At 42.4% G+C, this 14,172-nt stretch carries 15 protein-coding genes; 7 read left to right on the forward strand and 8 right to left on the reverse strand.

Going from position 1 to position 14,172, the window contains the following annotated elements:
- Nucleotide 1: 1 nt before the first annotated feature.
- The 4 genes from V7O64_RS12855 to coaBC form a co-directional block, all read right to left on the reverse strand.
- Nucleotides 2-634: an HD domain-containing protein gene (locus V7O64_RS12855; protein WP_407355766.1), complete on the reverse strand. Its 633-nt coding sequence runs from the start codon at nucleotides 632-634 to the stop codon at nucleotides 2-4.
- On the reverse strand, nucleotides 625-1,395 hold the full coding sequence (locus tag V7O64_RS12860; RefSeq protein WP_407355767.1) for a 4-phosphopantoate--beta-alanine ligase: 771 nt from the start codon (nucleotides 1,393-1,395) through the stop codon (nucleotides 625-627). Before V7O64_RS12860 ends, V7O64_RS12855 begins: the two co-directional genes overlap by 10 nt.
- 175 nt (nucleotides 1,396-1,570) lie before the next feature.
- Nucleotides 1,571-2,455, reverse strand: coding sequence for a pantoate kinase (locus V7O64_RS12865; protein WP_407355768.1), 885 nt, complete (start codon nucleotides 2,453-2,455; stop codon nucleotides 1,571-1,573).
- On the reverse strand, nucleotides 2,456-3,697 hold the full coding sequence (gene coaBC, locus V7O64_RS12870; protein WP_407355769.1) for a bifunctional phosphopantothenoylcysteine decarboxylase/phosphopantothenate--cysteine ligase CoaBC: 1,242 nt from the start codon (nucleotides 3,695-3,697) through the stop codon (nucleotides 2,456-2,458). It abuts the gene before it with no gap.
- A 976-nt stretch (nucleotides 3,698-4,673) separates the two neighbouring features.
- Between coaBC and V7O64_RS12875 the strand changes: the two genes are divergently transcribed.
- The 7 genes from V7O64_RS12875 (at nucleotide 4,674) to V7O64_RS12905 (ending at nucleotide 10,835) form a co-directional block, all read left to right on the forward strand.
- Nucleotides 4,674-5,774: a hypothetical protein gene (locus V7O64_RS12875; RefSeq protein ID WP_407355770.1), complete on the forward strand. Its 1,101-nt coding sequence runs from the start codon at nucleotides 4,674-4,676 to the stop codon at nucleotides 5,772-5,774.
- Between the two features lie 63 nt (nucleotides 5,775-5,837).
- Nucleotides 5,838-6,320 carry a hypothetical protein gene (locus tag V7O64_RS12880; RefSeq protein WP_407355771.1) on the forward strand — a complete coding sequence of 161 codons (483 nt, stop codon included), beginning with the start codon at nucleotides 5,838-5,840 and terminating at the stop codon, nucleotides 6,318-6,320.
- Nucleotides 6,321-6,483: 163 nt separating this feature from the next.
- A complete protein-coding gene (locus V7O64_RS12885) occupies nucleotides 6,484-6,948 on the forward strand; it encodes a hypothetical protein (protein ID WP_407355772.1) in 465 nt (154 codons plus the stop codon).
- A gap of 607 nt (nucleotides 6,949-7,555) precedes the next feature.
- Nucleotides 7,556-8,650, forward strand: coding sequence for a hypothetical protein (locus V7O64_RS12890; RefSeq protein ID WP_407355773.1), 1,095 nt, complete (start codon nucleotides 7,556-7,558; stop codon nucleotides 8,648-8,650).
- A gap of 55 nt (nucleotides 8,651-8,705) precedes the next feature.
- Complete coding sequence (locus V7O64_RS12895; RefSeq protein WP_407355774.1) at nucleotides 8,706-9,116, forward strand: hypothetical protein; 411 nt, start codon at nucleotides 8,706-8,708, stop codon at nucleotides 9,114-9,116.
- A gap of 422 nt (nucleotides 9,117-9,538) precedes the next feature.
- Nucleotides 9,539-9,829 carry a GNAT family N-acetyltransferase gene (locus tag V7O64_RS12900; RefSeq protein ID WP_407355775.1) on the forward strand — a complete coding sequence of 97 codons (291 nt, stop codon included), beginning with the start codon at nucleotides 9,539-9,541 and terminating at the stop codon, nucleotides 9,827-9,829.
- Between the two features lie 172 nt (nucleotides 9,830-10,001).
- Entirely contained in the window at nucleotides 10,002-10,835 is an 834-nt protein-coding gene (locus V7O64_RS12905) for a formylglycine-generating enzyme family protein (protein WP_407355776.1), read from the forward strand.
- Between the two features lie 110 nt (nucleotides 10,836-10,945).
- Here V7O64_RS12905 and V7O64_RS12910 read toward each other — a convergent pair whose 3' ends face one another.
- From V7O64_RS12910 to V7O64_RS12925, 4 genes are read right to left on the reverse strand one after another with little or no spacing between them, the layout of a single operon-like run.
- Nucleotides 10,946-11,653 carry an ABC transporter ATP-binding protein gene (locus tag V7O64_RS12910; protein WP_407355777.1) on the reverse strand — a complete coding sequence of 236 codons (708 nt, stop codon included), beginning with the start codon at nucleotides 11,651-11,653 and terminating at the stop codon, nucleotides 10,946-10,948.
- The gene (locus V7O64_RS12915) at nucleotides 11,641-12,399 is read right to left on the reverse strand and encodes an ABC transporter ATP-binding protein (protein WP_407355778.1); all 759 of its coding nucleotides are present in this window, start codon (nucleotides 12,397-12,399) and stop codon (nucleotides 11,641-11,643) included. Before V7O64_RS12915 ends, V7O64_RS12910 begins: the two co-directional genes overlap by 13 nt.
- Entirely contained in the window at nucleotides 12,396-13,271 is an 876-nt protein-coding gene (locus V7O64_RS12920) for a branched-chain amino acid ABC transporter permease (protein ID WP_407355779.1), read from the reverse strand. The genes V7O64_RS12915 and V7O64_RS12920 overlap by 4 nt, the downstream gene beginning before the upstream one ends.
- Nucleotides 13,268-14,155 carry a branched-chain amino acid ABC transporter permease gene (locus tag V7O64_RS12925; protein WP_407355780.1) on the reverse strand — a complete coding sequence of 296 codons (888 nt, stop codon included), beginning with the start codon at nucleotides 14,153-14,155 and terminating at the stop codon, nucleotides 13,268-13,270. Before V7O64_RS12925 ends, V7O64_RS12920 begins: the two co-directional genes overlap by 4 nt.
- Nucleotides 14,156-14,172: the final 17 nt, after the last annotated feature.

Raw genomic sequence — 14,172 nt, forward strand, 5'->3', positions numbered from 1 at the left:
TTTATGATGTTTCTTCCTTCAATTGCTCCAGGTACATGCGCATAATGGTAAGCCTCTGCTCTGCGATCCCTTTTGCAGTTTCCGTGTTAAGCCTCTCAGGTATCATGAATGGTTTTCTTTCCATATAATCATAAAAGCCATCGAAAGGATCTTCGGTGTAAGCGTTCATTGAAGTCTCTTTCACGGTCCCGATGGTCTGTTTAAGTGCCCTTAAGGCTCCCATGGATACAAGGGAACGGAAGATCCCCACGGCACCTAGTGCATCGATGCGGTCCGCATCCTGGAGTATCTTAGCCTCTATGCTCTCTGCCTGCATACCTCTGCTGAAGCGATGGGAGAGCACACAGGCTACCACATGGTCTACAAGTTCCTTCCCGGCACCGTTCTCCACAAGGAACTCTCGTGCTATCTCTGCGCTGTACTCTGCATGGTTCCCGCCTTCTTTGTGCTCCCTTACGATACCCACATCATGGAGCAGGGCAGCAAGACGCAGGGTCTGAAGGTCACCACCTTCTTTTTCATATATCTTTATACATGTCCTCTCAACACGTTCTATATGGGACATGTCGTGGGTACTGGGTTCACCTTCGAGTACTCCGGTGACGAACAGGCGCGTCCTTTCTATCAGATCCATGTGATACCTCTTTCTTCAGCCTTGTTTTTCAGATTTTCCTGCATGGAATACAGGGCATCGGATATGACCCTGTCATTGTCATAGGCATCAATGATGGCATGAAGTGAATCCCGGCTCTTTCCTTTCATATCCTTTGTGAACTGGACCATGTTGCCAAGTGCCCTGGTCACGTTGTCAATTATGGATACGGTTGCAGTGAGCGATGTTCTTGACAGCGGGTTGAGGTCTATTGCAATGACAGTCTTCCCCATTTCCACAAGTCTTTGGCACCTGTCCCCATCTTCAAGGGGTACGAGCACCACATCTGCGTTAAAAATCCCTTCTTCATCAACAATGGCTCTGTCATGTGAAAGGTCCAGTCTTTTATCCCCTTTTCCTCCAAGGACGACCCCGGCACCATGGGCTTTGAGATGTTCGGATATCCTGTGGACCCTGGCATCACTCCTGTGGAAGAGATTCACCTCAAGTCTTGCACCGCTGACATCTGCAAGGGAAACCATGAGGTCCGGTACAAGGGCCGCAGTGTTACCGTTTACGGATATAATGGGATTTTCTGCAAGGAGCAGATGTGCAACCGCTGCCCTCTGGGCAATTGCTGCGGATTCTATGGTCTTCTCCCCTATAAGGTAATCAAAGGCCTCCCCCCTGCCCTGGGCAACCAGGCCCTGCTTGCTGGTAATCCCTATATCTACTCCTTCTACTATCTTCTCCCTTGTGATGAGGGATTCGTATCGCGGGTGGTCCTTCGGGATTTCTGTCATTGTATCCGTTCTCTCCTGATATTCATTTGCTGGCCAGGTGTATTTCTTTGTTCAGGTAATGGCAACGATTATCTTTACTTTAATGCGACAGCTTCTCCAAAACCCATTGTCTTCGTTGGATTTTTACAGTCGTTCTAACCCTATCTATCAATGTAAATCATAAATATGTTTTCACTTATGCTATCCGGATGCTACCAGTCCTTATCCTGAACTTAAGTACTTCCCCAAAATCTCCAAGTATTTCTTCCAGCTCACTAGCTGCTGAAGACGGAGGCATTGAGAAAACAGTATTTCCCAGCATTGCCTGGGATGCCACGACATCAATGGTTCTTGCAGCTTCTATGGCTTCCTCCACCTTTTCACTGGCAAGCCTGCTCTGTATTGTGAACTCCCTGGAGCAGAGCATGAAATTATCAGCAGACGGACTTTGCATCAGTCTTTTCATGGCTATTTTTCCTGCTTCATTGATCCCTTGTACCATTTCCGGGTCACTGATCACTGACTTTGTTGACAATTCCCCCAGAACCACACAGTACACATCGTTTTCTGAGCATGGTATACTGTCCACAGTTGCTATGGAAGGTGCTCCGGGTGTTTTTCTGATGAGTATTCCTCCGTGAGCCTGCCCTGTAACGTCTCCAAGACCGCTGCGGTTGCTGACCTCTGCCATATGTGCGATGTCATTGAGCTGGCTTGCAGTAAGGTCAAGTGATAGCGCATGGTTAAGTGCATAGGCAGTCCCAAGTGCTCCGGCACCCGATGCCCCGAAACCACATCCAACGGGTATATCTGAAATGCAGTCTATTCTTGCCGGATCCGCTGTGATTTTTTGTACGACAGAACGGATAGTATCTCCAGGCACTTCCCTGCAATTGAGGAACACCAGGGTATCTTTTATATTTCCCCCTGCCTTCACGGTGGTGCGGACTCCCCGGTCAAGCACAACTCCGCAACCGGTGGATCCTTTTTTCATGAGGTCTGCATCTTCATGTATCTGAAAAAAGCCGGTAATATGGGCCGGCGCAAAGGCAGTTGCAGTTACAATCTTTCCGGATGGCATCTATTCTTCATCCTTTGCGATCATCATGGTTATCTCATCCATAAGGACACCTGCAATAAGACTTTTAGAACCCTCTACGGATAGTTCCTCTCTTCCTGCAGCATATATCAGAGTGACACAATTACTGTCCGTTCCGATGCCGGTTTTGCTTACCTCATTGGCAACGATCATGTCAAGCCTGCAATCTTGAAGGGTCTGCCTGGCTCTTCTGTGCAATTCTTCCCTGTCAACTCCGGCCTCTGCCTTAAACCCGACTATCCTTAATCGGGGGTATGCCTTTCTGGCTTCTTTTATGAGTTTGCGGGTTGGCCGGAATGAAAGGTTAAGCTCTTCCCCGGATTTGATCTTCTGCCCGATAGCATCAATGGTATAATCTGCAATGGCAGCAGAACTTATTAGCAAATCATATCCTTTACCAAGTTCCTCAAGCACTGCATCGGTCATCTGTGTGGCTGTTTCGGCAAATATCTCGTTGATACCGGAAACGCCAAGTCTGCTCCTGTGCACAATGGTGACATCAGCACCCCTGCGATAGGCCTCCAGTGCCAGCTCGGTACCGGTCTTTCCGGATGCCCTGTTGGTCATGATGCGTATGGGGTCTATGGGTTCTGCTGTGGACCCACTTGTGATCAGTATCTTCATTCCCTGCAGGATCCTTTTCCCGGTTGCACGTTCTACTTCAAGTATTATATCCTCATTTGAAGCTATCTTGGCAATACCTTCTTCTAACCTGGGTCCGATGAAACCGATTCCCCATCCCTTAATCTTCCCTATGTTCTCCACAACGCCAGGATGATTATACATATCTTCATGCATTGCAGGCACTATCATTACAGTTTTGCCTGCACCGATGGCAGTTGTTGCAAAGGTGGTTACAGGGGTGTCATCTATGCCTGTAGCAATCTTCCCTATGGTATTGGCAGTTGCAGGTGCTATGAGCAACAGGTCCGCTCTGCCCAGTTTTCCAAAGAATTCCACATGCTCGACCTTTCCTGTTATTGAGGTGATAACCTCGTTCCCGGTGGCATAATGCAGGGCCATGGGATTGATTATGCAGCCGGCAGCCTCGCTCATGACCGCATATACATGCGCTCCCCTGCGAATGAGTTCCCGCGCAAGCTCTATGGTCCTTACGGCAGCAATGCTGCCTGTGACTGCAAGCACGATGGTCTTTCCCTGAAGCGTTCGGGATTTTGCGGACTTTATCCAGAGGGTGGGGTGTTCGTTTGGAATCTGAGGCATATTCTATCCTTTTTTGATTAAATAAGTGGATTTTTAGTATTTAAGAAGGGTGGGTAGATGAATCTGATATTTTTAGGCTCTTTTCAAAGTCGGCCTTTCAGGTGTTCTTTCCTGCATATATGCCCTATATTTCGATTTCTTCTACATTCCAGAAGCATCATCTTGCTCATGTCCGTATTCATGATCATCAGACTCCCTTCCGTGGATATTCTTTCTGTCTGTGTGTCTCTGATGGTTCCCTGCCGGAGTCACGGCATTGAATATTGCCATGCAGTTCATGATGATGTGAATTGCATTTCGAGCCTGAGTCTTGGTGGCTGTTCTGTGACTCTGTTCCTGATTTTAATTGAAATGTTTAAGAGATGTTAGTGAAAGGAGTAAGTTGTGCCAACATTTGTGATTTCGTCTGCATCCCCGGAAAATGAATGGTACATGAACTGTTTCAATCAACGATTCATCATATATTAGAGACTTCATATTATTCGTATAGTATAGTTGATGTGAAGCAGAGGTTCTAGTTTGAAGCTTGAATCTTTGAATTGTATGTGTATCGGTTTAAAGAAAAAACTAATAAATATCTTGTTATCAAAAACAATTGTTATATTTATTACTTATGGCCATAACGTTCAACTGATAATTGGAGAAATCTCTTCCAAAGATTCTGCACTATATTAGTAATGCGGTGCTGTATGAATTATTCATTATCATGAGACACTGTTCTAGCTAAAAACAACAAACTTCCTCTATTTTTTCATTTTCCTTTATAGTGTATCAGTTTGATTAATTGACACAATGTTTAAATAAAAGAAAATTACAGTGTTCTTTATCACATTGTAATAATGTGTACCGAGGTTCAAACGACAATTGCAATGTATACTTGAACCTCGGAGTTGCCCTGAGGCATAGTAATGTTAGCTTTTATTGAGTTTAAGCTTTGCGTTTCTTGCCTCGGGAGTAGTAAAATGAGGTACAGAAAATGAAACAAAATAGAATGACAATTGCATCGTTGTTGATAGCGATGCTGATATTGGGTATGGTGTTTGTGCCAGCTGCAAGTGCTCAGGATAATGACAATGGTTCAAATGAAAAAATCGTGCAAACATATCAAAACACTAAATTTGCTCAAATCGTTCACGATTTTTCAGATCCCATTACTATAAAAGAACTGAATGAAACCAGAGAAGCAATAATCAACAGCTACAGGGAAGAGAAAGGGAATACAAGCCGACCAATATTATACTCAATCCCTCAATTATCTAAAGGAGAGAGTATTGTAGCATACTGCTTTAGAATTAATGATGATGGGACCACAAGCCAATATGTTGGAAGAGTCAGTGATGAAGAATCTGTTATTAAAATAGAAGAGAGAGTTAAAGAATGGTATAATAATGAGGTCTTGAACCCTGCTGAAGGCAATGCAATTAAGACTCTTGAATCAATTTCCAATAATATGAACTCAAGTTCGTCCAGAAGTGGAGCAGAATGGAGCGATCCATGTAGATTTTATGATGATAAATATCAGTCTCCTTATGGAGGTGTCACGAATAATTATGAAATGTATGTACTTTACAATGATGGTAGTAGTACAGTAGACTGGTTTGCCATCGTTCAGGAATTCGGACTTGAACCTGGTTACACTGCATATACGCCATCTGTATGGAAGAACTATATTGGATATGCTTACCAGGAATGGTGTGATGGTACTTTAGGCAACGAACAATTGTATAGCTATAGGCCAAATGGACCTTATACGGGACAAACATCACAAGGAGTGACAATAACAGGAGGATCTGGAGGAGCATCAGCCGGAATCACATGGACATACAGCCAGCCTGACGTATCAACAGTATGTTATTGTAGTACGAATACAGACATTGCTAAATGGAAAGTAACATGCAATAGTGGAGCAGCTCAAACCTCTACAGTTGGTATAAATCCAGGAAGTACATGTAGTGCAACCCAACATAGTAGTGGAAATTATAAGATTTTGGATGTAAAAGGAGTAGGTGTGTTCAGAGAAAGCATTCTGTCATCTAAAACCTTAACAACCACATCTTCACCATACATAAGTTATTAACGAAAATAAGAAGTATTGCTGCTTTAAGCAGTAATTTCTCATTTTTTTTAGAAGGAAAGCGAAATGAAAAAAAAGTATATCGTAATTATGATATTAATTGCTTTTACTTTAATATTTAATATCCTTATTCCTGTAGAATTGGAAGGCGTGGTTGAATCAAAAGCAGTGAATGGTAGAATGAGTGGGGACATTGTAGAAGGAATCGTATTCAACGTTCCATACTCAGACGAACCATGGATACAAGTAGAAAACAAAGATTTTGAAGATTTTTTTCCTTCAGAAGACAAAAATGTTTTTGTCAACGATTCGTTACACCAGCTAATGCAAAGGAAATATATTAACATTGATTACATTGTTACAATACAAGTGAAATCTCTGGACCCTGTTAATGGCTTGGTGAAGGGGCAAAGTTGTGCTTATTTGGTTGATCGAAGTGACTTTAATAGTGTGAAAATCGGGGATAATGTCACTTGCAAAATCTCGCGCCACAAAAAATCTACAATTAACAGGATTATCGTCACTCCTAATCTGAAACGGGCACACTAAGGATCTGATTGATCATTAGATGCCCGAAAATCATCGGCTATGCAGAAATCCTATTTAAATAACTATCAATCAGCAAAATTTATCAAATAAATCAATATCTAGGGGCACATTACAAATATTTAGAATATGGTAATCGCTTGAATATCGAGTTTTTCTACAGAGGTTGGAATACTATAAAGGAAAACAAAATGATATTGTAAGGAATAATGAATGTGAAGCCCACGAGATCACAGAAGAGTATGTGCACAAATTACTCATTAACAGTATCAAGGGCTGGATAATCCTTGTGGTCGATGACCACTGTGGCAACAGGATAATCGGAGAGATACATCCTACAGCCCCAATCTCAGTGCCCTTTCCGGTGTTCTTTCCTGTATATATGCCCTATATTTCGATTTCTTCTAATTCCAGAAGCATCATCTTGCTCATGTCCGTATTCATGATCATCAGACTCCCTTCCGTGGATATTCTTTCTGTCTGTGCGTCCCTTATGGTTCCCTACTGGAGTCACGGCATTGAATATTGCCATGCAGTTCATGATGATGTGAATTGCATTTCGGGTCTGAGTCTTGGTGGCTGTTCTGTGACTCTGTTCCTGATTTTAATTGAAATGTTTAAGAGATGTTAGTGAAAGGAGTAAGTTGTGCCAACATTTGTGATTTCGTCTGCATCCCCGGAAAATGAATGGTACATGAACTGTTTCAATCAACGATTCATCATATATTAGAGACTTCATATTATTCGTATAGTATAGTTGATGTGAAGCAGAGGTTCTAGTTTGAAGCTTGAATCTTTGAATTGTATGTGTATCGGTTTAAAGAAAAAACTAATAAATATCTTGTTATCAAAAACAATTGTTATATTTATTACTTATGGCCATAACGTTCAACTGATAATTGGAGAAATCTCTTCCAAAGATTCTGCACTATATTAGTAATGCGGTGCTGTATGAATTATTCATTATCATGAGACACTGTTCTAGCTAAAAACAACAAACTTCCTCTATTTTTTCATTTTCCTTTATAGTGTATCAGTTTGATTAATTGACACAATGTTTAAATAAAAGAAAATTACAGTGTTCTTTATCACATTGTAATAATGTGTACCGAGGTTCAAACGACAATTGCAATGTATACTTGAACCTCGGAGTTGCCCTGAGGCATAGTAATGTTAGCTTTTATTGAGTTTAAGCTTTGCGTTTCTTGCCTCGGGAGTAGTAAAATGAGGTACAGAAAATGAAAATGAATGCAAAATTTAGGATAGGTGCGCTGCTTGTATCTATGTTATTGGTGAGTACTGTTTTTGTGTCTTTTGGGAGTGGACTCACTGAGAAATATTCGACTGCAGTTGCAACAGATAAAAGTATAAGCTATACTGAAAGTGAGCTAAGAACTCTTTATGAGAAATATGGTATAACTGAAAATGATTTGAAATTTGCTAATGACACACTTCCTTACTATTTAGAAGGAACAATTCTAGACAGTGAGTTGAGAATTATAGCAAGCAAAACTGGTAAACCTCCCAAAGATTCTAAAGAAGGGAAAGATTATGATTTGGTGATAAGCCATAAAGAAATGTTTGATATAATAGATGAAGCTAGATCTCAGTATTTCAAAAAATATGGAGTAGACCCTGCAGATCCTAAGATTGATATTGTCAATGGTTATGCTCTTCCAAAAAGTGAAGTTAAAAAGTTGGTTGAAAGTAGGAAAGTAACCATGGAACCCGCAGTTTCAGAAGAGGAAATGCACAGCTTCAGTGACGATTTAGATAACGTTCCTTTGTTTTCGACATTATCGGTAGGCACAAATCCGTATGCTATAAATGGGATTATTAATGAATATATATTCGTTGCAAAAGACACAAGACACAAGCCAACGCAAGCCATTACCACGGATACTCACGATGCACTTTATCGGTTTGAGGATTTTGGCATTGGAGTAAACGTTTACTGGTATTGGAATTATTGGGATGCAAGTGATGTTAGTCCAGCGAATAGTGCTAGTATGGCAATTGCTGATCTATATGAAGATACAGCATGGCGCCGGAGCTATGCAAATGATATGGTGATTGGTTGGACGCATAACATGGACAAAAATGGGATTGCTTATGGAAGTTGGGCTTTTGCATTATGCGCGGATACTGCAGATGGCGCGGATTGGCCACATGATAGTATTGTTCAGCATGAAGTATCCCATAATTTTGATGCAGCAGATCAAAATTCTGCATTGCACCCTGCTTGCATAATGAAATATGTATCTGCATATTCGGGTATTGATGTATGGTGTACTTCTTGCGGGATAACCGTAAACAATGGGATATATAATTAACATTTCATTTTGAAAACATCAACACATATGCTGTTTCCATGATAAGAGGGAAAAAATGAAGAAACCATACGTATTTATTGCTATTGTAACAGCAATTGTGATATGCTTTGCTGCGATGCCTTTCTTTTTTGCGGGGGACCCTCTTCCTCTTTTTTCAGTTGATAATAAAGATGTTATTGAACATAAAGTTGTAATTGAGATGTTCGATTCCACAAATAAATCACTATTGAAGGAAGCGTATGAGCTAACCCCTGATAAATATATCAGTCTATCAAAGCCAACATGGTTATTATTAAAACTTTCTCTTCCTCCAGGAAGGACAGAAGAATATACAATCAAAGTTACTTTGGAGGATAATCTTACAAATCAATTTCAGATGAATTTGGGATTATGGAATAGTTTTGACATAATATTGTATAATTATAGTTCAGAATATCCCGTAGTAATAAGACAAATAACTGTATGATAATTTCCAGTCAAGCTTCTCATGTGTCAGGAAAAAAATAATCAAATTAAGGTAACTATTCAGCCTGATAAAAACACTATCAACCGAAACCTTAAAATAAATTTGAGACCTAAATTTTATTAGGATTATTTATTTTGATTGTTGCTATTGATTGCTTTTTTGATTCTTAGGTTGTTATTGAGCAAACATCTCCGTTTCGATGAAATCAGTATCTATAGGCCGATTGTTGTAGGCTGAATAGTTACTAAAGGAAAACAAAATGATATTGTAAGGAATAATGAATGTGAAGCCCACGAGATCACAGAAGAGTATGTGCACAAATTACTTATTAACAGTATCAAGGGCTGGATAATCCTTGTGGTCGATGACCACTGTGGCAACAGGGTAATCGGAGAGATACATCCTACAGCCCCAATCTCAGTGTGTTCTCCCATGTATTCGAGCACCTGACCATCGCCGTGCATCCATCCTTTCAAAGACAGGGAATCGGCAGGATGCTTTTCACTGCCATGCTTGAAAAGGTAAGAACAGAACACCCCGAGGTTCTCAGGGTCGAGCTGATAGCAAAGGAGAGCAACCATGCTGCTCGGTGTCTTTACAGATCTCTTGGATTCAGGGAGGAGGGCAGGATGGAAAAGAAGATAAGGAGAAAGGACGGCGTATTTGAGGCTGATATTCCAATGGCTTGGTTCAATCCTGATTTTGTTAGATGATTGCCGTGTCTTTTACATGATCACAGATTGAGACTATTTGTTCACTGGTGTGTTGCAAATAAGTGCTTATATAGCTATATACATCAATAAGGCAGATGTTTAAAACTGCCGGCCATAAATAGATATCTATTAATATCATAATGTCCGAAAAAACTCTCAAAGAGGGCTTATTATGAGGATAGGTACTAAAAAAGCAATAGCGATACTTTTTATTCTCCTGTTTGCCATATCTGTTACAGGATGCACTTCAGATGATACGGCAAGTGGCAATGGTGATGTTGGTTTGAATGCAAACAGCGATAACAAAGGTGAAGAGTTTACCAATTCCATAGGTATGGGATTCCAGCTTATAGAAGCGGGTACTTTCAATATGGGCACAGCCAGATATGCCTATTCCCAGCCGATCCATGAAGTAAGGCTGAGGAATTCATTCTACATTGGAAAGCATGAAGTTACACAGGCACAGTGGGAGGCGGTCATGGGAAGCAACCCCTCGCAGACAAAAGGCGATGACCTGCCGGTAGAAAGTGTTTCATGGAATGATGTTCAGGAATTCATCGACAGGCTCAATGAGATGGAAGATACTACAAAATACAGGCTTCCAACAGAAGCTGAATGGGAATATGCTGCAAAGGCAGGTACTACCACTTCCTACTCCTTTGGTGAAATCGGTGCAAAGGAAGGTCCTTTCCTGAAAGACTATGCATGGTATCAGGCGAACTCCTATGACAGGACACATGAAGTTGGTGAAAAACTACCCAACCCATGGGGCCTTTACGACATGCATGGGAATGTGGCGGAACTCATGCAGGACAGCTGGGTGGATAATTATTCAGGTGCAAAGGAAGATGGCAGCGCAGTAGACAAAGGTGAAAGCTCTCTCAGGGTTGTCAGAGGAGGCAGCTATTCAAGCAAAGAGAATGCGCTGGAATCTGCATACAGGACCAGGGTTGATCCAAGGGACGGGAACCCAAACACCGGATTCAGATTGGTAATGGATGTATGATATCCTTTTCAAAAGGATATATCATAATATGTTTTAAAGCAGATGCACGCTGATAACATTGCATCTGCATCATATCTTTTCAATTTTACATTAATTGCGGTTTGCTACTTTTAATACCTGCCACCAAGGTACACGTTCTTTATGGCTTCGTTCTCAAGTATCTCTTTCCCGCCTTCAAGGACCACTTTGCCATCTTCGAGCAGGTAGGTCCTGTCGGCAAGTTCGATGGCCTTTTTAGCATTTTGTTCTACAATAAGCATCGAGATACCATCAGACCTGAGACTGGCAATGGTTTCAAAAAGTTCCTTCTGCAATTTGGGACTCAGTCCCAGGGATGGTTCGTCCATCAGCAGTAATGCAGGCCGCTGCATGAGGCTGCGCCCAAGGGCCAGCATCTGCTGCTGTCCGCCGCTTAAAGTGTAAGCAAGCTCTTTTTCCTTGGCATGCAGGTCCGGGAATTTAGCATATACTTTTCCAAGTCCTTCTTCGACTACATCCGGGGCAAATATCTGGTCTGCGCCTATCATCAGGTTCTCCCTGACTGTAAGATTGCTGAAATTTATCTTGCCCTGGTTAAGATAACTGATTCCCAGCTTTATTATTTCATGTGTCCTAAGGCCGGTGATGTCCTTGCCCCTGAAGAGCACCTCACCTGAACTGACATCCGATATATTGAATATCGATTTGATAACTGTGCTCTTTCCGGCACCGTTTGGACCAATAAGTGCAACAATCTCGTTCTTGCCCACTGATATGTTCACACCTTTCAATACCTTCAATTCACCATATCCGGAATAAAGGTCCTTTATTTCCAGCATTCAGATCCCTCTTCACTTCCTCCAAGGTATGCTTCCAGCACACATGGGTTGTTCTGTATCTCTTCCGGAGCACCTTCTGCTATGACCCTGCCTGCATCCATGACGAAGATATGGTCCACAAGGTCCATTACGAAATTCATGTCATGCTCTATGAGCAGTATGCTTTCTCCCCTTCTGTTCAGTTCACGAAGTATGTCCTTTATGGAGCTCCTCAGTCTGGGATTGACACCTGCCACAGGTTCATCCAGCATCAGCAGGGAGTGGGGTTTTGCAACAGCAATTGCCAGATCAAGTAATTTCCTCTGGCCGTAACTGAGATCTGTCGCGTAAGTATCAGGTGTTTTGTCCAGTCCCACCAGGTCCATGACCTCCTGTATCTGTTGGTTTTCAAGGCCTTTTCCTTTAACAAGGCTGGCCATAAGTTTCTCATCGGAGTCTGACATGGCTATTTGCAGGTGTTCCCTTATTGTCAGGTTCCGGAATAGCTTCACATCCTGGAATGTCCGTGATATTCCCAGCCTTGCAAGTTCATAGTCTTTCAGCCGTGTAACATCCTGTCCCTTGAATTCAATGATACCGCTATCAGGTTTGATGAGTTTGGATATGACATTGAACATCGTAGTCTTGCCTGAGCCGTTAGGTCCGATTATGGCTGTTATCCGGTTCTCTTCAACAGTAAAAGTGCAGCCATCGATGGCCCGGATCCCACCAAATCTCTTGTGGATGTCTCTGCATGAGAGGATCATTCAAGGTCCACCTTCCCGAAAATCCCTCGTGGTCTTAGCATAAGTATAGTTATCAGGATCACCGCATACATCGCCTGTCTTGCAGGCCCCAGGACTGAGCTGGGCAGGTCAAGCATTCTCAACACCTCGGGAATGTAGATGATAAGCGCAGTTGCCGCAATGCTTCCTTTTATGGATGCCAGTCCTCCTACGATAACGATGGTCAGCACCAGTATAAGCTCGCTTATGTAAAATGATGTAGGATCGATAAATGTGATGTAGTGTGCATACAGGCTTCCCGAGATGCCTGCAAAGAATGCAGATATCATCATTGCTTTGTACTTCAGGCTCAGGGTATTCTTCCCCAGGACCCTCAGGCATACTGCATTGTCCCTTGTTGCCTCAAGCAGTTTTCCAAAGGGTGAATTCACTATCCTGTACATGATGAACACAGAAATGGCACAGACAAGCAGTACGAAGATAAGGTACTGTTCATTGGTGCGGATAGTAAAGTCAAAGATCGCGGGTTTTGGTATGCCCGGTATCCCCATGGCACCCCTTGTGACATCGCGGAGGTTGAGCAGCAGGGAGTAGACAACAAAACTGAAACCCAGGGTTGCCATTGCCAGATAATCACCTTTCAGTTTATCAGTGGCTATTACAAGCAGGTACCCGAATACGGATGCAAACAAGCCGGCAGCGATCATTGCTGCTATATATGTAAGTCCTTCCAGGGCCAGCAAGGCCGAAGTATATGCCCCGATCCCAAAAAATGCCACATGTCCAAGATTAAGGAGTCCGGTGTATCCCAGGGCAAGGTTAAGGCTTACTACCAGTATTATATATATCAATATCAGGATGATTATATGGGTCTGGTATGCCGAGAATATCATTTGTCAAACCTCCCTTCTTTTCTGCCAAGTATCCCATTAGGTTTGAAGAGCAGGAACAGGAACAACAGAGAAAAGGCTATTGCATCCTTATATCCTGAAGGCAGTACAAGTATCCCCAGGTTCTCTGCCATGCCCAGCACAAAGGAACCTACTATGGATCCGGGTACGTAGTTGATCCCTCCGATAACAGCACCGGTGAATCCTTTTATCATAAGGTTTGTTCCCATGAAAGGTGACAGGTTCTGCTCCAGTGCCACAAGTATGCCGGCTACGCCAGCAAGGGCAGAGCCGATCAGGAATGAAAAGTCGGAGATCCTGATATGATCGATTCCAACAATACTTGCAAGTTCCTTATTGTTGGAGACCGCACGCATGTTCCTTCCAAGTTTGGTTTTCTGCATGAACTGGTACAGCATAATGAAAATGATAAAGGATATTATAAGTATGACTATCTGCAGCATGGTCATGGTGATGCCACCCGGAAAGGTGATACCCCTTGAAACCTCTATATATCCTATCAGCTTAACCCCGGAGCCGAATGCTATCTGGATGATGTTCTGGAAAAAGATAAGTATGCCTATGCTGGCTATGAGCAGAATTACATTAGATGATCCTCTTCTTTGCAGTGGCAGGTATATGAGCCTGTACATCGCCAGTCCGAACAAGGCTGAAAGAAGGATAGTTACAAGGCAGGTTGCATAAAATGGGGTTCCTGCCAGGGTGAAAAGCCAGTAGACCATATAACCCGCAGCAACAACACTTATACCATGGGCAAAGTGCATGAAGTTGTTTGTAGAATAGATAAGTGAGTAACCTGCTGCAACAAGTGCATATATGGATCCTGTGATCAGTCCGTTAATGATGGATTGTGCCAGTAGTGACATTTTTCCCCCTCTTCATG

It is taken from the genome of Methanolobus sp. WCC5, from assembly GCF_045690325.1.
Classification (GTDB): Archaea; Halobacteriota; Methanosarcinia; order Methanosarcinales; family Methanosarcinaceae; genus Methanolobus.